Genomic DNA, 25,214 nt, shown 5'->3' on the forward strand with positions numbered 1-25,214 from the left:
GAGCCAACCCTCTACGCCGCAACGTGCCATGCACGTTGCGGCGTTTTTATATCCGGGGTTCAGGCCTTGTTGCGGTTGAACAGCCTGCGGATCACAGCGAGCAGCGCCACCACACCGATCACCAGAAACTTCTTCGCCGCCAGCAGGAATATGCCGATCTTGGCGAACAACCCGGCCTTGGCCGCTATCCCACCGGCAACCAATGCAGCCAGGCCATAAGTGGCCAGCTTGTCGGTCTTCGGGTTGAAGTCGGTGTACAGGTTGCCATCGGTAAAGTTGGTAAAGGCCAGAATCTGGGGCATTTCCTGCTGGATGGTGGCCAAGTCGGCCATGGCGGCGACGGCGTTGAGTTCCAACACGCCTTCACGGCCCAGCACGCGGATACTGTAGTTGAGGGTGGTCTGTTGGGCGTCGTCGGCCTTCAGCTCGCGTGCCCAATACATTTTGTGAGTGGTGGCGTCGTAGCGCGGCGGCTCGGCCCAGCCAAGCAGGTGCAGGCCAGCGTAGCCTTGTTTCTGGCGCTGTTTGTTGTCCTCTTCGTCTTCTTCCTGCATCTGCTTGAGCAGTTCGGCGTAGTCGATTTTCGCCGCGTCCTCGTCGGAAACATGCCCATCAGCCTTGTAGCTGACGATCACACCCCAGCCGCGTTCCGACAACGGGCTGACTGCTTTTGGCACGATCATGCCCAAGGTCTTGAAGCCTGGCGGGTTACCCCAGCCATCGGTCAACAAGCGCTCGGTGTCGGCGGGGTCGAGGTAGTAGAACTCATCGTTGAGCTTGAGCGTTGCTATGCCACTGGGCAGAGTGACCGTGCCGGTCTTCTGCTTGAGTGAGGCGAGGAAGTGCTCAGCCGTTTCGGCGGGTGCGCTGGCTTCGTCAGGCGCAGGCGCTGGGGCAGCAAAGGCGGGTATGGCAGACAGGCTCAAGGCGGCCGCCGCGATCAACGCGCGGAAGTAATTCATGGTAGTCCCTTACATTTTGAATTAATTTCGCGGGAGAATATCTGAAATTTGCCGCTTAGGTTAGCCAAACGTCTCGCGCAGCAGCTCGGCGAACGCATCCCGTGCCAAGTGTCGCTGGGTGTCCTTGTGCCAGAACAGCAGGTTGTCCACGGCCTGCAACGCCTCAAACCGATAAGACGCCAACTGATTCGCCTGCTCATAGCGGGCCAGGATGCCTTCCGGCGCCAACGCCACGCCAATCCCCGCGCTGACGCAGCCGATGATCGTGCCCCAGCTGGCATAGGTGGCGATGCTTGGCTTGAAATCGTGGGGCTTGACCCAGTTTTCCAGCGCCGCGCGATACGGGCAGCCGGGTGGCCAGACCAGCAAGGTGCGCCCGGCCAGGTCTTCGGCGCTGTTGATCGGCGCGCTGGACGCGCTGGCGATCAGCACCAGGCGTTCGCTGTAGACCACGCTGTGTTCGAGCTTGGCGCGTTTGCCACCGGACGCCACCAAGGCCACGTCGAGACGGTGGTGTTGCAAATCGTCCAGCAACTGCGCCCAGGCGCCGGTGACCAGTTCGAGCGAGACGTCGGGGTAGCGCCGATGGTATTGCGCCAGTAACGGCGGCAGGCGGCCACTGGCACTGGACTCGACGGCGCCAATGCGCAAGGTGCCGCGGGGAATGGCGTTGGCATCCACCGCGCGTTTGGACTCGTCCACCAGCGCCAGGATGCGTTCGCAGTAATCCAGGAAGATCTCACCGGCGGCACTGATCGCCAACCCGCGGCCCGCACGAATAAACAGCGGTGTGCCCAACTCGCTTTCCAACTGTTTGATGCGCGTGGTGATGTTGGACGGCACGCAGTGCAACTGCAGGGCGGCCTGGGCCACGCTGCCGGTTTGCGCCACGGCTCGCACCATTTTCAGTTGGGCCAGTTCCATTGCTCAGTTCCAATGATTTCAGAAGTCAGAAACACTTAATGGTCCTACGCGTTGCGCGGGCCAAGACTGACGGCATTCCTTCTCGGTTGCCGGACGTCATCGATGAATACCCCGTCACCCTTAAAGCTTACGCTAGTCGTCGCTGGCGTCATCCTCTGCTGGGCCTATTCACCGATTGGTGTGCACATGGGGCTGCACAGCTACAGCCCTGGCCAGTTGGCGCTGCTGCGGTTCCTGATCGCATCAGTATTCATGGCGGGCGTGGCGTTGGTGGTGGGCATCGGCCGCCCGCGTTGGCGCGATGTGCCGTGGTTATTGGTACTGGGTTTTTTCGGGGTGTTCGTGCACCACACCAGCCTCAATTACGGGCAGCAGTGGGTGACCGCGGCGGCGTCGAGTGTGCTGGCGCAGTCGGCACCGCTGTTCAGTGTGTTGATTGCGTTCTTCTGCTTGAAGGAGCGGGTCAGTGCCTGGCGTTGGGGTTGTGTGTTGCTGGGTTTGCTCGGGGTGTTGGTGGTGATCTGGGGCGATCAGGGCGTGGGCGACATCGACCCGCATGGTTTGCTGATCCTGTTGGCAGCGGCCTCGTGGAGCCTTTACTTCGCCATCCAGAAACACTACGCCCATCGTTATAGCCCGCTGACCATGGCGTGCTACATGGTGTGGGCGGGCACCCTGATGCTGAGCGTGAACCTGCCGGGCTTGGCCAATGCCGTCGGGCAGGCGCCGCCGCTGGAAAACCTGGCAGTGCTGATACTCGGCATTTTCCCCAGCGCCTTGGCGTATCTCGGCTGGGCCTACGTGTTGAAACACGTCGAGGTCAGCCGCGCATCGGTGGCGATGTACCTGATTCCGCCCGTGGCCATGGTGATGGCTTCGACCCTGCTGGGCGAGCACATTGCCCGGCAGGTGATGCTGGGCGCAGTGATGGTGCTGGCCAGCGTGGCGGCCATCAGCCTGGAGGGCCGCTGGCGGTCAGTCGCTCAGGCTGAACGCGCGCAGCCGGTGGCCATCGAGGTCCTCGGCGACAAAGGTGTAGCCGAAATCCAGGGTCGTCGGTGACTGGATGATCGTCGCGCCGCGCGCAACCCATTGATCGTGCAGGGCCTCCACGGCAGCTGGGTCGGGCAACGAAAATCCGACCTCGCCACCGCCGCCGGTAATGTGCGCTGCCGGCTCCACGGTGTGTCTCGACCACAACCCCAGCTTCACGCCGTTGTCGAGAATGAACAGGGCAAAGGTCGGGTTCAGTTCCACCGGCGGCTTGTCCAGCAGGCGGCTGTAGAAGTTGGCGCTGGTGGCCGGGCTGTCGACGTAGAGCAGGAAATAATGGGCGACGCTGGTCATGTGGGTTCCTTGAGAACGGGCGATTACGTGAGCCCAGTCTATAAGGCGGTGCTGTCAGTTCTTGTCAGGAGTGTGCAGGGGCTGCGCATTCTCACCGGTGTAAAGCTTGATGGTGTCGTCGATCTCTCCCGACATCTTCATCTGCTGCAGCGTGCGTAAAATCTGCTGCACCGGCACGTTCGGATCGTTACGCACGATGCAGCCCAGGCGTTGCTCGTCGACGATCGCGACCTTGTGCAAGCGCTGCTTCGGCGGCAGATTCAGGTTGAAGCGGTCCAATGTCCATTCGTTGATCACCGCATAGTCGAAACGACCGGCCACCAGCTTATGCAGCACCAGTTCTTCGCTGCGCGAATCGTCACGGGTCAGTTGGCCGTTGGCAAACAGCGGGTCGAGTGCCGCGTAGCGGTAGTTGAGCACTGTGCCGATCGGCTGTGGTGCCAGTTTGCCCACTTGCACAGGTGACCGCGCAGTGTGGCTGCTGACCATCACATTGCGCTGCACCATCAGCGGCACGCTCCAGACGTAGTCGCCGGGCAGGTCGTCCACCCAGGCCTGGGTGACATAACAGCGCACATCAATGTGGCCGCGCTTCATCGCATTGGCGATGCGCCCTCGGGCCAGTACGTGGAACTTGGCGGGGCGCCCGACTTGGGTGGCCAGGCTTAACATCAAGTCATACAAAATGCCCTGGGTCGGCCGGTTGTTCTCCAGTTGGACCATGGGCATCGCCCAGCTGTCGGAAACCGAGAAGCGCAACGGCGTGGGTGCCGCGAGGCTGGCACCGCAAATCATCCATAAGGCGCCCAGGACTACGCGCATACACTCTCCGGGTTCAGGCCTTTGCGGGGCCATTGAGGAGAGCTTAGTCAGATTAGACGAGCGTGCCGGATGCAATTTCCCCCTTGCTCCGCTAGCATTACCGGCTTCCGCTTCCCAGTTGCGACGGTTTTCGATGAGTTATCAGGTTCTTGCACGTAAATGGCGCCCGCGCTCGTTCCGCGAAATGGTCGGCCAGACCCATGTGCTCAAGGCTCTGATCAATGCCTTGGACAGCCAACGGCTGCACCACGCGTACCTGTTCACCGGTACGCGGGGGGTGGGCAAGACCACCATTGCGCGGATCATCGCCAAATGCCTGAACTGTGAGACAGGTATCACATCGACCCCCTGCGGCACCTGCTCGGTATGCCGGGAGATCGACGAAGGGCGTTTTGTCGACTTGATCGAGATCGACGCCGCGAGCCGCACCAAGGTTGAAGACACCCGCGAGCTGCTCGACAACGTGCAGTACGCACCGAGCCGTGGCCGCTTCAAGGTCTACCTGATCGACGAAGTGCACATGCTCTCCAGCCATTCCTTCAACGCCTTGTTGAAAACCCTGGAAGAGCCGCCGCCCTACGTCAAATTCATTCTGGCCACCACTGACCCGCAGAAGCTTCCTGCAACTATTCTGTCGCGGTGCCTGCAGTTCTCGCTGAAAAATATGACCCCTGAGCGGGTGGTCGAACATTTGACCCACGTGTTGGGTGTCGAGAACGTGCCGTTCGAAGACGACGCCCTGTGGCTGCTCGGGCGCGCTGCAGATGGTTCGATGCGCGATGCCATGAGCCTCACCGACCAGGCCATTGCCTTCGGTGAAGGCAAGGTCATGGCCGCCGACGTGCGCGCCATGCTCGGCACCCTCGACCACGGCCAGGTGTTCGGCGTGCTGCACGCGCTGATCGAAGGTGACGCCAAGGCGTTGCTCGAGGCCGTGCGCCACTTGTCGGAGCAAGGCCCGGACTGGAACGGCGTGCTCTCGGAAATCCTTAACGTCTTACACCGCGTTGCGATCGCCCAGGCCTTGCCTGAAGGCGTCGACAACGGCCATGGCGACCGCGACCGCGTATTGGCGTTGGCCCAGGCATTGCCGGCCGAAGACGTGCAGTTCTACTACCAGATGGGCCTGATTGGTCGACGCGACTTGCCCCTGGCACCGGACCCGCGCGCAGGCTTCGAAATGGTCCTGCTGCGCATGCTGGCGTTCCGGCCGGCGGATACGGCAGACGCACCGAGACAGCCGCTAAAGCCAGTGGGGATCAGCCAGGCCACAGTTGATTCCGCCAAACCAGTGGCTGGCGCGGCAAGGGTCGCGCCAGTCGTTGCTGCGCCTGCGCCGGCAGCTCCGGCGCCTGAACCTGTGGTCGCCGCGCCTGTGGTTGAGCCTACGCCGGTGATCGAGCCTGAGCCTGAGCCGGCCCCGGTGGTCGATCTGCCCTGGAACGACCCGGTAGACGCCGAGCCTGAGGTTGAACTGCAGCCTGCCGTGGAGCCTGTACTGGAAACCAGCGGCGAGCAGCCCGAACTGACGCCAATGCCAGCATCGACGCCTGACAGCGTGGTGCAGGCGGCGCCCGAGTGGGTTTCAGCCCCCGTTCCAGAGCCGACCGTTGCCCAAGTCGAAGCCGCCACCCCGGGCATCGACCTCGACGACGAGCCGCCACTGGACGAAGATTACATCGAGCCGGACATGGATTCGGCCTACAGCTATCTGGATGACCTGGCCAGCGAACACACCGCCGAGCCTACTCCTGAGCCCGAAGCGGAACCTGCTGCCGCCCCGGCCACCGGCCTGGCGTTGCAATGGCTGGAATTGTTTCCGAAGTTGCCGATCTCCGGCATGACCGGCAGCATTGCCGCCAACTGCACCTTGATTGCCGTCGAGGGCGACCACTGGGTGTTGCACCTGGACCCTGCCCATAGCGCCTTGTTCAACGCGACCCAGCAGCGACGGCTCAACGATGCGCTGAACCAATACCATGAGCGCACCCTGACCATCACCATCGAGTTGATCAAGCCCGAGCAGGAAACCCCGGCCCAGGCGGCAACCCGTCGACGTATCAACCGTCAGCGCGAGGCCGAAGAATCGATCCAGGGTGATCCGCTTATCCAGCAAATGATGCAACAGTTCGGCGCGGTCGTGCGTCACGATACTATTGAACCTGTCGAAGCCCCGGTGCCCCAAGCGTCATGACACGGGGCTATTAACTAAATTGATCCACGTACTTTTGAGGTGATTCCCATGATGAAAGGTGGCATGGCCGGCCTGATGAAGCAGGCGCAGCAGATGCAGGAAAAGATGGCCAAGATGCAGGAAGAACTGGCCAACGCCGAAGTCACCGGTAAAGCCGGTGGCGATATGGTCAGCGTAGTGATGACCGGTCGTCACGATATCAAGCGCGTGAGCATCGACCCAAGCGTATTGCCAGGCACCAGCGAAGATGACCTGGAAATGCTTGAAGCGCTGTTCGCTGCGGCCGTCAACGACGCCGTGCGCAAGATCGAAGCCAACAGCCAGGACAAAATGTCCGGCGTGACGGCTGGTATGCAATTGCCGCCGGGCATGAAGATGCCGTTCTGATCGGTGAGCTTTCGCTAGAATGAAAATGCCAGGCATCGAGCCTGGCATTTTTGTTTGTGCGGTGATCGTTTCGGTGGGCAGTAACCTCACGCCGCCTGGACGCATTGCGTTCAATATGAACCCTGGCGCGCCAGACAGGGTCTGCACCCTATACCGATGGATTCGATAAAGGAGTTCCCTGATGTCTGAAGAAACGATTCTGAACCAGCGCGTTGTGCTGGTTTCGCGCCCTCAAGGCGCACCGACCCCGGAAAATTTCCGCCTGGAACGCGTGAACTTGCCCGAGTTGGCGGAGGGCCAGGTGCTATTGAAAACGCTGTACCTGTCCCTCGATCCCTATATGCGTGGCCGCATGAGTGACGCACCGTCCTACGCCGCTCCGGTTGAAATCGACGAGGTTATGACCGGTGGCGCTGTCAGCCGTATCGAGCAATCGCGCCACCCGAAATTCGAAGTGGGTGACCTGGTAGTCGGCTCCACCGGCTGGCAAAGCCACAGCGTTTGCGACGGACTTAATCTGATCCCGGTGCCCAAGGGCCTTGCGAGCCCGTCGATGGCGCTGGGTGTGCTGGGCATGCCGGGTATGACTGCGTACATGGGCCTGATGGATATCGGTCAGCCCAAGGATGGGGAAACCCTGGTGGTGGCGGCGGCGTCCGGCGCGGTCGGCTCGGTGGTGGGCCAGGTGGCCAAGCTCAAGGGCTTGCGCGTGGTGGGTATCGCCGGTGGCGCAGACAAGTGCCGCTACGTGGTGGATGAGTTGGGGTTTGACGCCTGTATCGACCACAAGAGCGCCCATTTTGCCAATGAATTGGCCCAGGCCTGCTTCAACGGCGTGGACATCTACTTTGAAAACGTCGGCGGCAAGGTGTTCGACGCGGTGCTGCCGTTGCTCAACCCCAAAGCACGGATTCCCTTGTGCGGCTTGATCGCCGGCTACAACGCCCATGAAGCGCCAACCGGTCCCGACCGTCTGCCGGCGCTGCAACGCACCTTGCTGACCAAGCGCGTGCGCATCCAGGGCTTTATCGTGTTCGACGACTACGGTGATCGCCAGCCTGAATTCCTCAGCGCCATGGCGCCGTGGGTGCGTGATGGCAAGATCAAGTTCCGCGAAGACGTGGTCGAGGGCCTGGAGCAGGCGCCCGAAGCCTTTATTGGTTTGCTTGAGGGGCGCAACTTCGGCAAGTTGGTGGTGCGCGTCGCGCAGGATTGACCATTTGACGCTAATCCGAGGCGCGGGTATAAACCGCGTCTCGTTGTTTTGTCGGACCATTCGCTCATGAGCTTCAGCCCCCTGATTCGCCAACTGATCGACGCCCTGCGCACCTTGCCGGGTGTGGGTCAGAAAACCGCCCAGCGTATGGCGCTGCAACTGCTGGAGCGTGATCGCAGCGGCGGCACCCGGTTGGCCCAGGCCCTGAGCCAGGCCATGACCGGTGTAGGCCACTGCCGCCAGTGCCGCACCCTCACCGAGGAAGACCTCTGCCCACAATGCGCCGACCCACGCCGCGACGACACGCTGCTGTGCGTGGTGGAAGGGCCGATGGATGTGTACGCGGTGGAGCAAACCGGTTATCGCGGCCGCTATTTTGTGCTTAAAGGGCACCTCTCGCCGTTGGATGGGCTGGGGCCGGAAGCCATCGGCATTCCGCAACTGGTGGCGCGCATTGAAGAACAGGGCACCTTTACCGAGGTAATCCTGGCGACCAACCCGACGGTGGAGGGTGAGGCAACCGCGCATTACATCGCCCAGTTGCTGACCAATAAAGGCTTGATCACCTCGCGTATCGCCCATGGCGTGCCGTTGGGTGGTGAGCTGGAGTTGGTGGACGGCGGGACGTTGGCGCATTCGTTTGCAGGGCGCAAACCGATCGCCCTTTAAAGAACAACACAATCTGAAAGGTAGGCGGGGGCTTGCTTCCGATTGCAGTGTCTCAGTCAGCCTGGTTAGGGCTGGCCCACCGCTCTCGGGGCAAGCCCTCTCCCACAGTGGTTGTGTGGTGTTGGCGGGAAATGCATTTGGCTTGAAAACCAAGCAAGCGCTTGGTAAGTTCGTTCCACCTCACCGTGGAGCTTGCCGATGTCTGCCTACCAGGATTACTTCGACCCCAGCCACCAATTGGTCCGCGACAGCGTGCGCCGTTTTGTCGAGCGCGAGATGTTGCCGGGCATTGAGCAGTGGGAGGAGGCCGAAAGCTTTCCCCGTGAGCTGTACCTCAAGGCCGGCGCGGCGGGCATTCTGGGCATCGGTTATCCCGAAAGCCTGGGCGGCAGTCACGAAGGTGATCTGTTCGCCAAGGTTGCCGCCAGCGAAGAGTTGATGCGCTGTGGTTCCGGTGGGGTCGTGGCAGGCCTGGGTTCGCTGGATATCGGCCTGCCGCCCGTCGTCAAATGGGCACGGCCCGAGGTGCGTAAGCGCGTCGCGCCCCCGGTGTTAGCCGGGGAGAAGATCATCGCCTTGGCCGTCACCGAGCCTGGTGGTGGCTCCGATGTAGCCAACCTGCAAACCCGCGCCATCCGTGATGGTGAGCATTACCGCGTGAGCGGTAGCAAAACCTTTATCACCAGTGGCATTCGCGCCGACTTCTACACCGTGGCCGTCCGTACGGGCGGGCCGGGCTTTGGCGGTATCAGCTTAGTGCTCATCGAAAAAGACACCCCCGGTTTCACGGTCGGTCAGCCGTTGAAGAAAATGGGTTGGTGGGCGTCGGACACGGCTGAGTTGTTCTTTGACGACTGCCACGTGCCTGTGGGCAACCTGATCGGCGTCGAGAACATGGGCTTTGCCTGCATCATGGGCAATTTCCAACGTGAGCGCCTGGCCCTGGCGTTGATGGCCAATATGACCGCACAACTGGCGCTGGAGGAAAGCCTCAAATGGGCCGCCCAACGCGAAGCCTTTGGCAAGCCCATCGGCAAATTTCAGGTGCTCAAGCATCGGCTTGCCGAGATGGCGACTGCGGTGGAAGTGTCTCGGGAATTCACTTATCGCCAGGCGGCGAAAATGGCGGCGGGCATGAGTGTGATCAAGGAGATTTCGATGGCCAAGAACCTGGCCACCGACACCGCCGATCGCGTTACTTACGACGCGGTGCAGATCCTCGGCGGCCAAGGTTACATGCGCGGCAGCCTGGTGGAGCGGCTCTATCGTGACAACCGCATCCTGTCCATCGGTGGCGGCACCCGCGAAGTGATGAATGAAATCATCAGCAAGCAGATGGGGCTTTGATGGCGTCAGTCCAAGCGACCTTTAACGCTCAGTCAACGCAAACTGGGTCAGACAAAACGTCGGAATCCCCATGTCTTGCAAGCGCTGTGAGCCACCCAGCTCCGGCAAATCAATGATTGCCGCCGCTTCAAAAATCTTCGCGCCCATGCGCCGCACCAGGTTAGCGGCAGCGATCAAGGTACCGCCGGTGGCGATCAGATCATCGAACATCAACACCGAGTCGCCTTCGCACAGGCTGTCGGCGTGCACTTCCAGGAAGGCTTCGCCGTATTCAGTCTGGTAGCCCTCGGCCAGCACGTCAGCCGGCAGCTTGCCCTGCTTGCGGAACAGGATCAGCGGTTTGTTCAGTTGGTAGGCGATGATCGAGCCGATCAGGAAGCCCCGCGCATCCATCGCGCCGATGTGGCTGAAGTCGGCTTCGACATAACGTTGGGCAAAACTGTCGGCGACCAGGCGCAGGGCCCGGGGCGATTGAAACAAGGGCGTGATGTCACGAAAGATCACCCCAGGCTTGGGGAAGTCGATGACGGGGCGGATCAGGGATTTGATGTCGAACGAATCGAAGGTCATCGTCGAAGAGTCCTGGGAGCGGAAAACGGACTCGAAGTATACCTGCGGCTTCGCTGATTGGCGCGGCCGCAGGTGCCTGCATCAGCTTTCCAGCGAGCCCCCCGCCAGCGCGCAGAGCTGGATAGGGTCGAGGATGTGCACTTCCTTGCCTTCGGCGGCAATCAGCTCGTTCTGCTGAAAACGGGTGAACACGCGGGACACGGTTTCCACCGCGAGGCCCAGGTAATTACCGATTTCATTGCGTGACATGCTCAGCCGGAATTGGTTGGCCGAGAACCCACGGGCACGGAAACGTGCCGACAGGTTGACCAGGAACGTGGCGATGCGCTCGTCGGCGGTTTTCTTCGATAACAGCAGCATCATCTGCTGGTCGTCGCGAATTTCGCGGCTCATCACGCGCATCAGTTGGCGGCGCAACTGCGGCAATTGCAGGGCCAGTTCATCCAGGCGCTCGAAGGGGATTTCGCACACCGAGGTCGTCTCCAGCGCCTGGGCCGACACCGGGTGAATCTCCGTGTCCATGCCCGACAACCCGACCAGTTCGCTGGGCAGGTGGAAACCGGTGATTTGCTCTTCGCCGCCGTCGCTCAGGCTGAACGTCTTCAACGCCCCCGAACGCACTGCATAAACGGAATCGAATTTGTCGCCCTGGCGAAACAGAAACTCGCCTTTTTTCAGGGGGCGACCACGTTTAACGATTTCGTCCAGCGCTTCCATGTCTTCCAAATTCAACGAAAGTGGCAGGCAGAGGGGGGCCAGGCTGCAATCCTTGCAATGGGCCTGGCTGTGAGCGCGCAGTTTGACTGGCTCGGACATTTCTTAAATCCTTGTGGGGAAACACACATAAGACGTAAGGGTAACGCACCGGGGTGCTGTGAGGCCAGCGTGTACAAAAAAGCAGCAAAGATATAAAGCTTTTTGTATCGGGGTCGATACAAGATGACAACTCAGTAACCATGGACCAGAGTTATGTCTTCCATCAGTAGTATAAATCCTTCAAGTATTCGTATTCCTGCTGCGCCACAACCCCAAAAGGACAAGGTGGGAGACACTACCAACAACTCGTCACCGCTGGCCGATTCCACGGCGGTCGAAGGTGTGGCGGTTACGATTTCCGGTGCGGCGATGAAGGCTGCGGCGGATGAGAAAACCTCCAACAGCGATATCGACGACAGCGGCCTGTCGGATAACGTCAAGAATCTGCTGAAGATGATTCGTGAGATCAAAAAGCAGATTGCCGAGAAGCAGGCTGAGATGACTGCGCTGATGGCTGATAAAAACCTCAGCCCTGATCAGATGCGAGCCCGCCTCTCTGGTCTGCAAAGTGCGCTGAGCGCTTTACAAGCGAGCTTGAATGGCGCTCAGGCGTCCTTGACTAAGGCGATGAAAGACATGCCTGCCAACGACGCAGCTAAGACCGCTGCCCTGGCAATGAAGTAGCTGCCTTCAGATCACCCGCGAAAATCGTTGCCTGTTCTGGTGCTCCAGGTAGGCATCGAACACCATGCACACCGAACGCACCAACAAGCGCCCGGCGGGCAGTACGCGAATGCCTTGCGCGTCCAGCTCGATCAGCCCGTCGTCGGCCATCGTCTCCAACTGCGGCCATAGTTCGTCGAAATAGCCGCGAAAATCGATATTGAAGGCCTGTTCGATCTGTTCGAATCTCAGGCTGAAATTGCAGATCAACTGCTGAATGACCTCACGGCGTAACCGATCATCCGTGGTGCACACCAAGCCACGGCTGGTGGCCAGTTGCGCGCCGGCCAGAGCGTTCTGGTAGTGATTGAGGTCGCTGCTGTTCTGGCAATACAGGTCGCCGATCTGGCTGATCGCCGACACCCCCAAACCAATCAAGTCGCAATGCCCGTGGGTGGTGTAGCCCTGGAAGTTGCGTTGCAGCGTGCCTTCTTCCTGGGCCACCGCCAGTTCATCATCCGGCAGGGCAAAGTGGTCCATGCCGATGTAACGATAGCCCGCGCGGGTCAACTGCTCGATGGTGGTTTGCAGCATCAACAGCTTTTCCGCCGGTGAGGGCAGATCGTCGGTGTTGATCCGCCGCTGTGGCATGAACCGCTCCGGCAGGTGCGCGTAGTTAAACACCGACAAACGATCGGGTTGCAGCTTGATCACTTCCTCCACGGTGCGCGCGAAGTTGATCGGCGTTTGCTGGGGCAAGCCGTAGATCAGGTCGATATTGATTGAGCGAAACTGCAGGGTGCGCGCCGCATCAATCACTGCGCGGGTTTCTTCAAGACTTTGCAGGCGATTGACCGCACGTTGCACCTCGGGGTCGAGGTCTTGCAGGCCAATGCTCACGCGGTTGAAGCCCAATTCACGCAGCAGGCCCATCGTTGCCCAGTCGGCTTCACGCGGGTCGATTTCGATACCGTAGTCGCCGGAATCATCGCCCTGCAAATTGAAATGCTGACGCAGGCATGCCATCACCTGGCGCAGTTCGTCGTGGCTGAGAAAGGTCGGCGTACCGCCGCCGAAGTGCAATTGCTCAACCGGCTGTTTGGGGTCGAGGTGGCAGGCCATCAGCTGGATTTCCTGCTCCAGGCGTTGCAGATAGGCCTGGGCGCGGCCACGGTCCTTGGTGATGACCTTGTTGCAGGCGCAGTAGTAGCAAATGTTCGCGCAGAACGGTACGTGCACATACAGCGACAAGGGCCGTACGGCTTTGCGGCTGTCGCGCAGGGCGTGGAGCAGGTCGAAGGTGCCGACTTGGCTGTCGAATTGTACGGCGGTGGGGTAGGACGTGTAACGCGGCCCCGCCAAGTCGTAGCGGTGAATCAGATCGGTGTCCCAACGAATGGCGTCGAGCATGCGGGCGGTCCCCGGGATTGGCTAGTGGGCCGAGTCTAGGGGCAGGGTTGGGATGGCATCTTGATTTGCATCAACGGGGAGCGGCGCTATGCCACAGAGGCAAGGCACTAATGGCCCATCAGCCAGTGCTGGTGCGGGCCGGGCAACGTCCATAGACCAAAGAGAATCACCAGCAAACCACCGGCTACACGCACGCTGCGTTTGCGCAGCAAAGCCGTGACTCGCTCAGCCGCCAGCCCGGTAGCCAGCAACACCGGCCAGGTACCCAGCCCGAACGCCAGCATCAGCAACGCACTGTCTACCGCGCTTCCCTGGCTCGCGGCCCACAGCAGGGTGCTGTAAACCAGCCCGCATGGCAGCCAGCCCCACAGCGCGCCCAGCAGTAACGCGCGGGGCAGGCTGGACACCGGCAGCAAACGGTTGGCGATGGGCTGTATATAGCGCCACAGGCCGCGTCCGAGGCTTTCGATTCGGGTGAGGCCGCTCCACCAGCCGGCCAGGTACAGGCCCATGCTGATCAGCAGCAAGCCGGCGAGCACACGCATGAACATCGCCGCCGGGCTGTTGGCCACCGCCCAGCCGGCCAGGCCGATCAATAACCCGGCGGCGGCATAGCTGAAGATGCGCCCCAGGTTGTACGCCAGCAGCAAACGAAAGCGGCGGCTGCGTTGTTCCTTGGGGATCGCCAGGGTCAGCGCGCCCATCAGCCCGCCGCACATGCCCAGGCAGTGGCCGCCACCCAGCAGGCCAAGGATGAGCGCGGAGACCAGCAGCGGCGCGAGTTCAAGCATGGGGTGGGTCTTTGGGCGGTTGCTCTGGCCCGTTGGCTTCGTCGACAGCCGCCAAGTGGTTCGGGTCCTGGTCGTCAAACAGCACGCTGTGGGCCGGGCCATCGAGGTCGTCGTACTGGCCGCTGTCCACCGCCCAGAAGAAGATGTAGATGGCGACGCCGACTAACAGCAGTGCCGCTGGAATCATCACGTATAGAGCTGGCATCTGCACTCCATGCTCGCGCGGCTCAAGCCGGCAGCGAGCGGGTTACTAAGGTGGCGCTTTTAGCCGGCGCGCTCGGCAGGCCAGTCAGGCGTAAGGCATTGAGCACCACAGTCAACGAGCTGAGGGACATGCCGATCGCCGCCCAGATCGGGGTGATCCAGCCGAGGGCAGCAAACGGCAGCATAAGGCCATTGTACAGCCCGGCCCATAGCAGGTTCTCGATGATTACCCGACGGGTGCGCCGTGCCAGGGTAAACGCCTGCACCAATGCGTCGAGGCGGTTGGACAGCAGTACCGCGTCGGCGCTGGTTTTCGCCAGGTCCGTGGCCGAGCCCATCGCCACACTGATATCGGCGGCGGCGAGCACCGGCACATCGTTGACGCCATCGCCGAGCATCAGCACCTTGCGCCCTTCCTTGTGCAGTTGTTGCAGCACCTGCAGTTTAGCGTCGGGGCGCAGGCCGCCGTGGGCCTCGTCGATGCCTAAGTCGGCGGCGACACTGGCGACCATCGGCGAGCTGTCGCCCGACAGCAACAGCGTGCGCCAACCGCGCGCCCTGCACGCGGCCAGCAAGGCCGGCGCGTCGCTGCGCAGGCGGTCATCCAGCACGAACCAGGCGAGGGCGCCGTCACGGTCGCCGAGCAGCAGCCATTGGCCCGCCTCATCCGGAGACTCGGGGATCAGACAGCCGCTCAGTGCGCAAACAAAAGCCGGCTCGCCGATGCGCAATTGGCGCTCGCCTACGTGGCCTTCAAGGCCCAGGCCAGGGAAACTGAGGACTTCATCGGCGGCCAACGGCGCACGGCCAAAAGCCCGCGCAATCGGATGTTCGGAGCGGTTTTCCAAGGCGGCGCCGAGGCTCAGGCATTCATCGCTGTTCAGCGTGCTCAAGGGGCGGATCGCGCGCAGTGCCAGGCGGCCTTCGGTCAGCGTGCCGGTCTTGTCGAAGATCACTGTGTCGATCTGATTCAAACCTTCCAGCACATGCCCGCGTGTCAGCAACAGCCCGAGTGTATGCAGCGTGCCGGTGGCGGCGGTGAGCGCGGTCGGCGTGGCCAGCGACAGCGCGCACGGGCAGGTCGCTACCAGCATCGCCAGCACAATCCAGAATGCCCGCGAGGCGTCCAGCTCCCACCACAGCAGCCCGATCAAGGCGGCGGCGATCAGCGAACACAATAGAAACCATTGCGCCGCACGGTCGGCGATTTGCGCCAGGCGTGGTTTCTCGGCCTGGGCGCGCTCCAGCAGGCGCACGATGGCGGACAGGCGCGTGTCGTGGCCCAAGGCGCGTACCTCGACGGTCAGCGCGCCTTCGACGTTGAGTGTGCCGGCGGTGACCGCATCACTCACGTTGCGGGGCTGCGGCAGGTACTCGCCGGTGAGCAGGGATTCATCGATGCTCGATTGGCCGTCGAGAATCACCCCGTCCGCCGGCAATACCGCGCCGGGATGCACCAATACACGATCACCCACGGCCAATTCGCTGAGCAGGATGCGTTCGCTCTGGCCATCCTGTTTGAGGCGCAGGCACGAGGCGGGCAACAGGTTGACCAACTGCGCGGTGGCGGCGGCCGTGCGTTCCCGCGCTCGGCGCTCCAGGTAGCGGCCGGCCAGCAGGAACAGCGCGAACATACCCACCGCGTCGAAGTAAAGTTCGCCCGTACCGGTAATCGCGGTCCAGATACCCGCCAGATACGCACCGCCAATCGCCAGGGACACGGACACGTCCATGGTCAGGTGCCGCGTGCGCAGGTCGCGCAAAGCGCCCTTGAAGAACGGCGCACAGCTGTAAAACACGATGGGCGTGGTCAGAAACATCGCCACCCAGCGCAGGATCACGTGCAGCTCCGGGCTCAGGTCGATGTTGAATTCCGGCCAGGTGGCCATCGTCGCCATCATCGCCTGGAACCACAGCAAGCCCGCCACACCCAGTTGGCGCAGGGCCAGGCGGTTCTCGCCAGCCAGTTGCTCGGCGGCGCGATCCGCCTGGTAAGGGTGGGCGGCATAGCCGATGTGGCGCAGCTCGCTGAGCAGCTGGCTCAATGGCAATTGCCCGTCGGCCCAGCGCACGTGCAGCCGGTGGTTGGACAGGTTCAGCCGCGCCTCGGCCACGGCGGGCAGGCTGCGCAGGTGTTTTTCGATCAGCCAGCCACAGGCGGCGCAACTGATGCCTTCCATCATCAGGGTGGTTTCGGCGAGTTCGCCGTCGTGGCGCACAAAGGGTTTTTGCACGTCGGCGCGGTCGTACAGGGCCAGCTCGTCGGCCAGTTGCACCGGCAGCGCCTCGGGGTTGGCCGAGGCTTCGCTGCGGTGCTGGTAATAGCTTTCCAGCCCACCGGCCACAATGGCTTCGGCCACCGCTTGGCAGCCGGGGCAGCACAGCTCGCGGCGCTCGCCGAGGATTACGGCGGTAAACCGGCTGCCGGGCGGCACGGGCAGGGCGCAGTGGTAGCAGGGGGTTGGGGTGCTCATGGGTATAGATCTTAGTCGGCTGTCCGATGATCGTTCCCACGCTCTGCGTGGTAACGCCTCGCTGGACGCTCCGCGTCCGCTGTTGTGACGCAGAGCGTCACGGGCTGCATTCCCACGCAGAGCGTGGGAACGATCTAAGCGCAGGCTGTTTAATTCTTCAGGTCTTCAGCGCCCTGCAACGGCTCATCACCCAGCAGCAAGTCCTTGTCGTGGCTGACCTGTTCTTCTTCGAACAGGCGCCAGGTTCTATCGCCCTCGACACCGAGCAGTTCCACGAAGCGCCGGCCTTCTACTTTGTCGGTGACCTGGCCGATGTAGCGGCCGGGTTCGCTGTCGCTGCGAGCCAGGTTGATCTTGCGATCCTTCTCCGGCTGGGTCGGGGAAATCAGGTTCAGTTCCAGGGTGCTCGGGTTGCTGTTGCCGGTCAGGTGCAATTCGACTTCACCGGTCAACTCGTCCAGGTGCACCTTGGCGCGCAGTTGCAGGGTCTGGGCCAGCAGTTCGCGGTCCAGGGAGCGGTTAATGCCTTTGCCAGCCTCGTAATAGTTGTCGTTGACCAGGTTGTCCGGGTTCTTCACCGCAATGGTCACCATGGTCAAGGTCAAGGTCACCGAGCAGGCCAGGATGGCAATGATGATCCAGGGCCAGAGGTGCTTGTACCAAGGGCTTGCGGCAGTCGCTACGGGCATTGTTTCGCTCTCTGTTTGTTAACGGACTTGAGGGCCGATGAATCGGCTCTTGGCTTCAATGTGGACACTGTCGTCATCGGCATCCCGGAGGACGAATTTCACTTCGTTGGTGCTCGACGGCAGTTGCTCGGGTGCGCTGGACAACTCCACCGGCATGCTGAAGATTTCCCCGGCCGCCACCTTGATCTCGCGTCGCCCCTGCAGCTTGAGGTCCGGCAGGCCCGAGGCGTCGAGCACATAGGTGTGATCGCGCTGGTCCTTGTTCATGATCTTCAGGCTGTAGACGTTTTCGATGCGACCTTCGGCATTTTCGCGGAACAGCACGCGGTCTTTGCTGACGTCGAAACCGACCAGCGAGCGCATGAAAAATGCGCCGGCCAACAAGCTGATCATCGCCAGCAACACCAACGCATAACCGATCAGCCGCGGGCGTAGCTTGTGGGTTGTCTGCCCGGAAAGGTTGTGCTCGGTGGTGTAGCTGATCAGGCCGCGCGGGTAGTCCATCTTGTCCATGATGTTGTCGCAGGCATCGATACAGGCGGCGCAGCCGATGCACTCGATTTGCAGGCCGTCGCGGATGTCGATACCGGTGGGGCACACCTGCACGCACATCGTGCAATCGATGCAATCGCCCAGGCCCTGGGCCTTGTAGTCGATGCCTTTTTTGCGCGGGCCCCGCACTTCGCCCCGGCGCGGGTCGTAGGAGACGATCAAGGTGTCCTTGTCGAACATCACGCTTTGGAACCGTGCGTACGGGCACATGTAGATGCACACCTGTTCGCGCAGCCAGCCGGCGTTGCCATAGGTGGCGAGGGTGAAGAACCCGACCCAGAAATACGACCAGCCATCGGCCTGGCCGGTAAAGAAATCGAACACCAGTTCGCGGATCGGCGAGAAGTAGCCGACGAAGGTCATGCCGGTGACAAAACCGATCAACAGCCAGAGCGTGTGCTTGCTGAATTTGCGCAGCAATTTGTTGGCGCCCATTGGCGCTTTATCCAGCTTGATGCGCTGGTTACGGTCGCCTTCAGTGACCTTTTCACACCACATGAAGATCCAGGTCCACACGCTTTGCGGGCAGGTATAGCCACACCAGACGCGCCCGGCGTACACGGTGATAAAGAACAGGCCAAAGGCGGCCACAATCAGAATGCCCGAGAGCAGGATGAAATCCTGGGGCCAGAAGGTTGCGCCAAAAATGAAGAATTTACGCGCCGGCAGGTTCCACCACACGGCCTGATGGCCACCCCAGTTCAGCCACACGGTGCCGAAGTAAAGCAGGAACAAGCCGGCGCCACCGAGCATGCGCAAATTGCGGAACAGGCCGGTGAAGGCGCGGGTGTAGATTTTCTCTCGCGACGCATAAAGGTCAACGGATTGACTCGAGTTTTTGGCAGGCGGGGTAACGTCATGTACCGGTATTTGGTTGCTCATCATTGCATCCCACGGCGGTGGAGATTTGCCTCGGCCAGTACGTGCCAACCGGGGTCAAAAATAGGGTCTTGCAGTGGCGTAATGATACGCCCCTGATACTGCTGAAAGGGTGCGACCTTTGGTCGCGTTGGGGGAAATCAATTGATGGTGTATGTGACGTGGATCAATTGACTTGTGAAGTATGGCTGGTTTTTGCGCGCAGGCTGGTCATTCGCCCCACGGATTAAGCAATGGAACGCCGCTCGATTTGAAGTCACTGACATTGCGCGTGACGACAGTAAGTCCATGAACCAGAGCAGTGGCAGCAATCAGCGCATCACTTTCATTCGCCTGGTCTGGCACATGCAGATGGGCGCAACGCAAAGCGACTGCGGCATCGACCGGCAGGATTCTGGCCTCGAATGCCGGCAGGACATGACGCTTGAGCCAAGTACGCAAAACCTTTCCCTGGGCCGGGTCTTTGCGCTCCAGGCGCAGTACCAAGGTTTCCAATTCTTTAAGCGTAATCGCGGAGATAAACATACGCAGCGCAATGACGCTTTTGGCCCAGGCGACCACGTTTGCGTCGGCCTGGGGTTTACGAAGCTCAGAGATTACGTTGGTGTCGAGTAGATACATCAAGAGAGGTCCACGGGTCGATGAGTGATCACGGCGCGTTCGGTTTCGAAGTCGATTTCGGCCGCTTCTGGCATCACCAATAGGTCAACGATGTCGGCGTTGAGGCCTGTCAGTTTCTGGTAGTCCTCAATGCTTAGCAGTACATGGGCAGGCTTGCCGCGATCGGTGATAAAAACCGGCCCCTGACGGGCGGCTTTTTTGGCACCGCTTGTGTCTTGATTGAATTCACGGCTGGAAATGGTGGTGATGGTCATGGGGAGTCCCCCTTCGGCAGGCTATATGTAGTTACGTTACTACTTGCCGATGGCAGGCATCAAACTCGTCGTTACCAGCGGTCATGCGTCCATTGAATCGCTCAGGCGTTAGAAACGAAAAAGCCCCGCAATGCGGGGCTTTTTCGGTGTCGAGGCCTTACTGCTCCTCAGCTTGCTTATCGCCATGGGACAAGCTGTAAACATACGCCGCCAGCAAGTGCACCTTGTCATTGCCCTGCAACAATTCCTGCGCAGGCATCTGGCCCTGACGGCCGTAACGAATGGTCTGCTGCAGTTGTGCGAAGCTCGAACCGTAGATGAATGCGCCCGGGTGTGTCAGGTCGGGGGCGCCCATCGCGGGTGTGCCTTTACCGGCAGGGCCGTGGCAGGCCACGCAGTTGGCGGCGAAGAGTTTCGCGCCGTTGGCCACGTCAGCCTTGGCACCTTCCGGCAGTTTGCGGCCGTCGAGGTTGGTCACCACAAAGCCTGACACGTCGGCCACGCCTTGCTCGCCAATGACTTCGGCCCAGGCCGGCATCACCGCGTGGCGGCCCTTCATGATGGTTTCCTTGATGGTCGCCGGCTCGCCGCCCCAGCGCCAGTCGGCGTCGGTCAGGTTGGGGAAACCGTAGGCGCCCTTGGCGTCGGAGCCGTGGCACACCGAGCAGTTGGAGGCGAACAGGCGGCCACCCGTCTTCAAGGCTTGCGGGTCTTTGGCGACGTCTTCAATCGGCATCGAGGCGAATTTGGCGAAGATCGGCCCGAACTTGGCGTCCGACTTGGCCATTTCCTTTTCCCATTCGTGCACACCGGTCCAGCCGGTCTGGCCATTGGCGAAGGGGGTTTGCTTGTCGTTGTCGAGGTAGTTGTAGCCCGGGAGCAGGCCTTTCCAGTTGCCCAAACCTGGGTACAGCACCAGGTAGCCGAGGGCGAAAATGATGGTGCCAACGAACAGCATGAACCACCACTTTGGCAGTGGGTTGTCGTATTCCTCAATGCCGTCGAACGAGTGGCCGACAGTCTCGTCCGTTTGCTCGGTGCGCTGGCCCTTGCGGGTCGACAGCAGCAGCCAGGTCAGGGCGAAGATGGTACCCAGGCTCAGGACTGTGACGTACAGACTCCAGAACGTAGTCATTCTTTGTTACTCCTAGACGCTTGCTCGACGTGCTTGATGGCTTCGGGGTCATCCGCAAAGGGCAACAGGGTTGCGTCGTCAAACTCCGACTTGCGTTTGGGGCTGAACACCCACAATGCCAGGCCGATAAAGGCCACCATCACCACCACGGTGCCCAAGCCACGAATCATCCCGATATCCATGAAGATCACCGTTTGCTTTTGATGATGGTGCCAAGGCCTTGCAGGTAGGCCACCAGTGCGTCCATTTCGGTCTTACCCTTAACGGCTGCGGCTGCACCGGCGATGTCTTCATCGGTGTAAGGCACGCCCAGAGTGCGCAAGACTTCCATCTTCTTCGCGGTGTCCTTGCCGTCGAGCTTGTTTTCTACGAGGAACGGGTACGCCGGCATTTTCGATTCCGGTACTACGTTGCGCGGGTTGTACAAGTGCGCGCGGTGCCAGTCGTCGGAGTAACGTGCGCCGACACGGGCCAGGTCCGGGCCGGTGCGCTTGGAACCCCACAGGAAGGGGTGGTCCCACACACTTTCCCCGGCGACCGAGTAGTGGCCGTAGCGTTCGGTTTCGGCGCGGAACGGGCGGATCATTTGCGAGTGACAACCCACGCAGCCGTTGGCGATGTAGATGTCGCGGCCTTCCAGTTCAAGCGCGCTGCGCGGCTTCATGCCTTCGACCGGCTTGTTGGTCACGTCCTGGAAAAACAGCGGAACGATTTGGGTCAGGCCGCCGATACTCACGGCGATGACCATGAAGAAGGCCAGCAGGCCGATATTCTTCTCGACTACTTCATGCTTCATCAGTGAGCTCCCACAACGGCGATCTGGGTGGCGGCCTCGGCTTCTACCGGGTCGCAGGCACGCACCGTGCGCCAGACGTTGTAGGCCATGAGCAGCATGCCGCTGGCGAAGAACGCACCACCGATGGCGCGAACGATGTAGCCCGGGTGGCTGGCTTGCAGCGCTTCGACGAAGGAGTAGGTGAGGGTGCCGTCATCGTTGATCGCACGCCACATCAGGCCCTGGGTGATGCCGTTGACCCACATCGAGGCGATGTAGAGCACGGTGCCGATAGTGGCCAGCCAGAAGTGCGCATTGATCAGCCCGACGCTGTGCATCTGCGCACGACCGAACAGTTTGGGGATCATGTGGTACAGCGCGCCGATGGAGATCATCGCCACCCAACCCAGAGCGCCGGCGTGGACGTGGCCGATGGTCCAGTCGGTGTAGTGGGACAGCGAGTTGACGGTCTTGATCGCCATCATCGGCCCTTCAAAGGTCGACATGCCGTAGAACGCCAGCGACACCACGAGGAAACGCAGGATCGGGTCGGTGCGCAACTTATGCCAGGCGCCCGACAGGGTCATCATGCCGTTGATCATGCCGCCCCAGCTCGGGGCCAACAGGATGATCGACATCGCCATGCCCAGCGACTGCGCCCAATCGGGCAGCGCGGTGTAGTGCAAGTGGTGGGGACCTGCCCAGATGTACAGGGTGATCAGCGCCCAGAAGTGCACGATGGACAAGCGATACGAGTAGATCGGACGCTCGGCCTGTTTGGGCACGAAGTAATACATCATCCCCAGAAAGCCGGTGGTGAGGAAGAAACCCACGGCGTTGTGGCCGTACCACCACTGGATCATTGCGTCCGTTGCCCCGGCGTAGGCCGAGTAGGACTTGAACAGGCTGACCGGCAGGGACGCATGGTTGACGATATGCAGCATCGCCGTCACCAGGATGAAGGCGCCGTAGAACCAGTTGCCCACATAGATGTGCTTGGTCTTGCGCTTGACGATGGTGCCGAAAAACACCACGGCGTAGGTCACCCAGACGATGGCCAGCAAAATGGCGATCGGCCATTCCAGCTCGGCGTATTCCTTGGTGGTGGTGTAGCCCAGCGGCAAGGTGACGATGGCACCGACGATGACTGCTTGCCAGCCCCAGAAGGTGAAGGCGGCGAGGCCATCGGAGATCAGTCGCGTCTGGCAGGTTCGCTGCACGACATAGTAGGAGGTGGCAAACAAGGCACAGCCACCGAAGGCGAAAATCACCAGGTTGGTGTGCAGCGGGCGCAGGCGGCCAAAGGTCGTCCATGGCAAACCGAAATTCAATTCCGGCCAAACCAATTGCGAGGCGATGAACACCCCGAGCCCCATGCCAAGGATCCCCCAGACCACCGTCATGATGGCGAACTGGCGGACTACCTTATAGTTATAAGCAGTCGGACTGATTGCTGTGCTCATTCTAAGGTTCCACGGTTTAGGTTTTTTTATAGGTAAAATCGGCCGCAAGTATGTAGAAAGCGAGGGGCCATTGCAACGCAATGGCTGACCTGTATCAATGCGTTCCACGCCAGATTCTGCGCCCTTTCCATGTTTGGCGTAAGGACAAAATTCAAAATAGAAAGCTGATCGAATGGACAAGAATTTTTTCGGGTCGCAACGGCAGTCGCTGCGTGCGCCAAAACCGGTCCGCTGTGCAGGCAAGCGTAGACCCGAATGGCGGGAGGCGAAAGTTGCTGTCGGGAAGGGTGCGACACTTGGTCGCTTAGAAAGGTAGCGCTGCCGCCCCGTATTGGGGCGGCAGTCACCGGTTACTGCGGTTGGCTTTCTGGCATTGCGCCATCAGCGTTGTGGGACAGGCTGTAAACATAGGCTGCGAGCAGGTGCACTTTGTCATTGCCTTGCAGCACGTCCTGCGCCGGCATCTGGCCTTGGCGGCCATGGCGGATGGTCTGCTGCAGTTGCGTCAAGCTGGTGCCGTAAATGAAACCGGCGGGCTCGGTCAGGTTTGGCGCGCCCATCGCTTGCATGCCGTGGCCTTGTGGGCCGTGGCAGGCTACACAGGTGGTGTTGAAAGCGGCTTGACCGGCCGCCAGATCGACGTTGCTGTCGGCGGGTAATGGCAGTTTGGCCAGGTCGTGACGCACAAAGGCGGCGACGTTCTTCACACCGTCTTCGCCCAGTATTTCGCCCCAGGCCGGCATTGCCGCGTGGCGACCATTGAGGATGGTCGTCTTGATCGCCTCAGCCGAACCGCCCCAGCGCCAGATAGTGTCCGCCAGGTTTGGGAAGCCGTACGCGCCCTTGGCATCCGAGCCGTGGCACACCGCGCAGTTGGAGGCGAACAGGCGACCGCCCATCTTCAACGCTTGCGGGTCTTTGGCGACTTCTTCCACCGGCATGGCCGCGAACTTGGCGAAGATCGGCCCGAACTTGGTATCGGCCTTGGCCATTTCCTTGTCCCATTCCTTGGCCGAGGTCCAGCCGTCTTCATAGCCCGGCAACACGCCTTTCCAGTTGCCCAGGCCCGGGTAGAGGATCAGGTAGCCCACCGCAAACACCAACGTGCCGGCGAACAGCATGAACCACCACTGAGGCAGCGGGTTGTCGTATTCCTCGATACCGTCGAACGCGTGGCCCATGGTCTGGTCGACGCTGCCCTTCGTCTCGCCCTTGCGGGTGCCGATCAACAGCCAGGTCAGGCCGATCAGGCTGCCGAGGGTCAGTACACAGATCCATGTACTCCAGAAGGTAGTCATGGCCGGTTGCTCCTTGTTGCAGGCTCTTCTTGAGCGTCAGAGGGAGAAGGTTCATCGGCGAAGGGCAGCAGGCGTGCCTGCTCGAACTCCGCGTTGCGCTTGTTGTTGAACACCCACAGCGACAGGCCGATAAAGGCGATGGCGACGACCAGCGTGCCAAGGCCGCGGATGGTGCCTGCATCGAATTCAAATCCCATGGCTCACCTCTTGCTCTTGATGGCAGTGCCGAGCACTTGCAGGTACGAAACCAGCGCGTCCATCTCGGTCTTGCCTTTGAGGCTGGCAACGGCGCCACTGATGTCGTCGTCGGTGTAGGGCACGCCGAGGGTGCGCATTACTTTCAACTTGGTCTCGGTGTGGCTGCTGTCGACCGGTGCGGTGACCAGCCATGGGTAGGCCGGCATTTTCGACTCCGGCACCACGTTGCGCGGGTTGTACAAGTGTGCGCGGTGCCAGTCGTCCGAGTAGCGCGCGCCGACGCGGGCCAGGTCCGGCCCGGTGCGCTTGGAGCCCCACAGGAACGGGTGGTCCCACACGCTTTCGCCCGCTACCGAGTAATGGCCGTAGCGTTCGGTCTCGGCGCGGAACGGGCGGATCATCTGCGAGTGGCACTGTACGCAGCCTTCGCGGATATAGATGTCGCGACCTTCCAGTTGCAGCGCGGTGTAGGGCTTCATGCCTTCCACCGGTTTGTTGGTGACGTCCTGGAAGAACAGCGGGACGATCTGCGTCAGGCCGCCGATGCTCACGGCGAGTACCATCAACAGCATCAGCAGGCCGACGTTCTTTTCAATCGTTTCGTGTTTCATCAC

28 protein-coding genes are annotated in these 25,214 nt (G+C 61.0%); 7 read left to right on the forward strand and 21 right to left on the reverse strand.

The features are described from left to right. Window positions 1-59 precede the first annotated feature (59 nt). Window positions 60-962, reverse strand: a complete 903-nt coding sequence (locus E0F99_RS11850) for a DUF2167 domain-containing protein (protein WP_083357357.1) — start codon at window positions 960-962, stop codon at window positions 60-62. A 60-nt stretch (window positions 963-1,022) separates the two neighbouring features. Continuing rightward, a complete protein-coding gene (locus E0F99_RS11855; RefSeq protein WP_083357358.1) occupies window positions 1,023-1,886 on the reverse strand; it encodes a LysR family transcriptional regulator in 864 nt (287 codons plus the stop codon). 102 nt (window positions 1,887-1,988) lie between these two features. Here E0F99_RS11855 and E0F99_RS11860 point away from each other — a divergent pair, with 102 nt between their 5' ends. Further along, entirely contained in the window at window positions 1,989-2,948 is a 960-nt protein-coding gene (locus tag E0F99_RS11860; RefSeq protein WP_083357359.1) for a DMT family transporter, read from the forward strand. Here the strand turns inward: E0F99_RS11860 and E0F99_RS11865 are convergent. Beyond that, complete coding sequence (locus E0F99_RS11865) at window positions 2,862-3,233, reverse strand: VOC family protein (protein WP_083357360.1); 372 nt, start codon at window positions 3,231-3,233, stop codon at window positions 2,862-2,864. The genes E0F99_RS11860 and E0F99_RS11865 overlap by 87 nt on opposite strands. Before the next feature lie 54 nt (window positions 3,234-3,287). Then, complete coding sequence (locus E0F99_RS11870) at window positions 3,288-4,055, reverse strand: substrate-binding periplasmic protein (protein ID WP_083357361.1); 768 nt, start codon at window positions 4,053-4,055, stop codon at window positions 3,288-3,290. 133 nt (window positions 4,056-4,188) lie between these two features. Here E0F99_RS11870 and dnaX point away from each other — a divergent pair, with 133 nt between their 5' ends. The 5 genes from dnaX (at window position 4,189) to E0F99_RS11895 (ending at window position 9,868) form a co-directional block, all read left to right on the forward strand. Then, entirely contained in the window at window positions 4,189-6,249 is a 2,061-nt protein-coding gene (dnaX, locus tag E0F99_RS11875; RefSeq protein WP_130908777.1) for a DNA polymerase III subunit gamma/tau, read from the forward strand. 48 nt (window positions 6,250-6,297) lie between these two features. Continuing rightward, window positions 6,298-6,636, forward strand: coding sequence for a YbaB/EbfC family nucleoid-associated protein (locus E0F99_RS11880; RefSeq protein WP_083357362.1), 339 nt, complete (start codon window positions 6,298-6,300; stop codon window positions 6,634-6,636). A gap of 181 nt (window positions 6,637-6,817) precedes the next feature. Next, window positions 6,818-7,852, forward strand: coding sequence for an NADP-dependent oxidoreductase (locus E0F99_RS11885; protein WP_083357363.1), 1,035 nt, complete (start codon window positions 6,818-6,820; stop codon window positions 7,850-7,852). Window positions 7,853-7,918: 66 nt separating this feature from the next. Then, window positions 7,919-8,521: a recombination mediator RecR gene (recR, locus tag E0F99_RS11890; RefSeq protein ID WP_083357364.1), complete on the forward strand. Its 603-nt coding sequence runs from the start codon at window positions 7,919-7,921 to the stop codon at window positions 8,519-8,521. A gap of 198 nt (window positions 8,522-8,719) precedes the next feature. Continuing rightward, entirely contained in the window at window positions 8,720-9,868 is a 1,149-nt protein-coding gene (locus E0F99_RS11895; protein ID WP_083357365.1) for an acyl-CoA dehydrogenase family protein, read from the forward strand. A gap of 21 nt (window positions 9,869-9,889) precedes the next feature. Here the strand turns inward: E0F99_RS11895 and E0F99_RS11900 are convergent, their stop codons facing one another. Both E0F99_RS11900 and fnr read right to left on the reverse strand, forming a co-directional pair. After that, complete coding sequence (locus E0F99_RS11900) at window positions 9,890-10,438, reverse strand: adenine phosphoribosyltransferase (RefSeq protein WP_083357366.1); 549 nt, start codon at window positions 10,436-10,438, stop codon at window positions 9,890-9,892. Window positions 10,439-10,519: 81 nt separating this feature from the next. After that, a complete protein-coding gene (gene fnr / locus E0F99_RS11905; protein WP_083357367.1) occupies window positions 10,520-11,254 on the reverse strand; it encodes a fumarate/nitrate reduction transcriptional regulator Fnr in 735 nt (244 codons plus the stop codon). A 153-nt stretch (window positions 11,255-11,407) separates the two neighbouring features. On the opposite strand from fnr, the gene E0F99_RS11910 reads away from it, so the two are divergent. Then, window positions 11,408-11,878, forward strand: coding sequence for a hypothetical protein (locus E0F99_RS11910; RefSeq protein ID WP_083357368.1), 471 nt, complete (start codon window positions 11,408-11,410; stop codon window positions 11,876-11,878). Between the two features lie 6 nt (window positions 11,879-11,884). Here E0F99_RS11910 and hemN read toward each other — a convergent pair whose 3' ends face one another. From hemN to ccoO (E0F99_RS11985), 15 genes are all read right to left on the reverse strand, one after another. Next, window positions 11,885-13,267: an oxygen-independent coproporphyrinogen III oxidase gene (gene hemN / locus E0F99_RS11915; protein WP_083357369.1), complete on the reverse strand. Its 1,383-nt coding sequence runs from the start codon at window positions 13,265-13,267 to the stop codon at window positions 11,885-11,887. Window positions 13,268-13,374: 107 nt separating this feature from the next. After that, window positions 13,375-14,058 carry a sulfite exporter TauE/SafE family protein gene (locus E0F99_RS11920; RefSeq protein ID WP_083357370.1) on the reverse strand — a complete coding sequence of 228 codons (684 nt, stop codon included), beginning with the start codon at window positions 14,056-14,058 and terminating at the stop codon, window positions 13,375-13,377. Then, window positions 14,051-14,263: a cbb3-type cytochrome oxidase assembly protein CcoS gene (gene ccoS, locus E0F99_RS11925; protein WP_017735332.1), complete on the reverse strand. Its 213-nt coding sequence runs from the start codon at window positions 14,261-14,263 to the stop codon at window positions 14,051-14,053. Before ccoS ends, E0F99_RS11920 begins: the two co-directional genes overlap by 8 nt. A 22-nt stretch (window positions 14,264-14,285) precedes the next feature. Then, entirely contained in the window at window positions 14,286-16,736 is a 2,451-nt protein-coding gene (locus tag E0F99_RS11930) for a heavy metal translocating P-type ATPase (RefSeq protein WP_083357371.1), read from the reverse strand. 149 nt (window positions 16,737-16,885) lie between these two features. Beyond that, window positions 16,886-17,425, reverse strand: a complete 540-nt coding sequence (locus E0F99_RS11935) for a FixH family protein (protein ID WP_083357372.1) — start codon at window positions 17,423-17,425, stop codon at window positions 16,886-16,888. A gap of 18 nt (window positions 17,426-17,443) precedes the next feature. Next, window positions 17,444-18,859: a cytochrome c oxidase accessory protein CcoG gene (gene ccoG, locus E0F99_RS11940; protein WP_083357373.1), complete on the reverse strand. Its 1,416-nt coding sequence runs from the start codon at window positions 18,857-18,859 to the stop codon at window positions 17,444-17,446. 207 nt (window positions 18,860-19,066) lie between these two features. Next, complete coding sequence (locus E0F99_RS11945; protein ID WP_083357374.1) at window positions 19,067-19,477, reverse strand: type II toxin-antitoxin system VapC family toxin; 411 nt, start codon at window positions 19,475-19,477, stop codon at window positions 19,067-19,069. Then, complete coding sequence (locus E0F99_RS11950) at window positions 19,477-19,731, reverse strand: type II toxin-antitoxin system Phd/YefM family antitoxin (protein ID WP_016979309.1); 255 nt, start codon at window positions 19,729-19,731, stop codon at window positions 19,477-19,479. Before E0F99_RS11950 ends, E0F99_RS11945 begins: the two co-directional genes overlap by 1 nt. 157 nt (window positions 19,732-19,888) lie before the next feature. Next, window positions 19,889-20,866 carry a cytochrome-c oxidase, cbb3-type subunit III gene (gene ccoP / locus E0F99_RS11955; protein ID WP_130908778.1) on the reverse strand — a complete coding sequence of 326 codons (978 nt, stop codon included), beginning with the start codon at window positions 20,864-20,866 and terminating at the stop codon, window positions 19,889-19,891. Further along, on the reverse strand, window positions 20,863-21,048 hold the full coding sequence (locus E0F99_RS11960) for a CcoQ/FixQ family Cbb3-type cytochrome c oxidase assembly chaperone (RefSeq protein WP_003183474.1): 186 nt from the start codon (window positions 21,046-21,048) through the stop codon (window positions 20,863-20,865). Before E0F99_RS11960 ends, ccoP (E0F99_RS11955) begins: the two co-directional genes overlap by 4 nt. A 5-nt stretch (window positions 21,049-21,053) precedes the next feature. Next, window positions 21,054-21,662, reverse strand: coding sequence for a cytochrome-c oxidase, cbb3-type subunit II (gene ccoO, locus E0F99_RS11965; RefSeq protein ID WP_083357376.1), 609 nt, complete (start codon window positions 21,660-21,662; stop codon window positions 21,054-21,056). Continuing rightward, on the reverse strand, window positions 21,662-23,104 hold the full coding sequence (gene ccoN / locus E0F99_RS11970) for a cytochrome-c oxidase, cbb3-type subunit I (protein ID WP_083357377.1): 1,443 nt from the start codon (window positions 23,102-23,104) through the stop codon (window positions 21,662-21,664). The genes ccoO (E0F99_RS11965) and ccoN overlap by 1 nt, the downstream gene beginning before the upstream one ends. Window positions 23,105-23,454: 350 nt before the next feature. Continuing rightward, window positions 23,455-24,402 (reverse strand): cytochrome-c oxidase, cbb3-type subunit III, encoded by a 948-nt coding sequence (gene ccoP / locus E0F99_RS11975; protein ID WP_083357378.1) that lies wholly within the window; start codon window positions 24,400-24,402, stop codon window positions 23,455-23,457. Further along, window positions 24,399-24,599 (reverse strand): cbb3-type cytochrome oxidase subunit 3, encoded by a 201-nt coding sequence (locus E0F99_RS11980; protein WP_083357379.1) that lies wholly within the window; start codon window positions 24,597-24,599, stop codon window positions 24,399-24,401. The genes ccoP (E0F99_RS11975) and E0F99_RS11980 overlap by 4 nt, the downstream gene beginning before the upstream one ends. 3 nt (window positions 24,600-24,602) lie before the next feature. Beyond that, window positions 24,603-25,211 carry a cytochrome-c oxidase, cbb3-type subunit II gene (gene ccoO, locus E0F99_RS11985; protein ID WP_017134815.1) on the reverse strand — a complete coding sequence of 203 codons (609 nt, stop codon included), beginning with the start codon at window positions 25,209-25,211 and terminating at the stop codon, window positions 24,603-24,605. Window positions 25,212-25,214 lie beyond the last annotated feature (3 nt).

This window comes from Pseudomonas antarctica (assembly GCF_900624995.1).
GTDB lineage: Bacteria > Pseudomonadota > Gammaproteobacteria > Pseudomonadales > Pseudomonadaceae > Aquipseudomonas > Aquipseudomonas antarctica.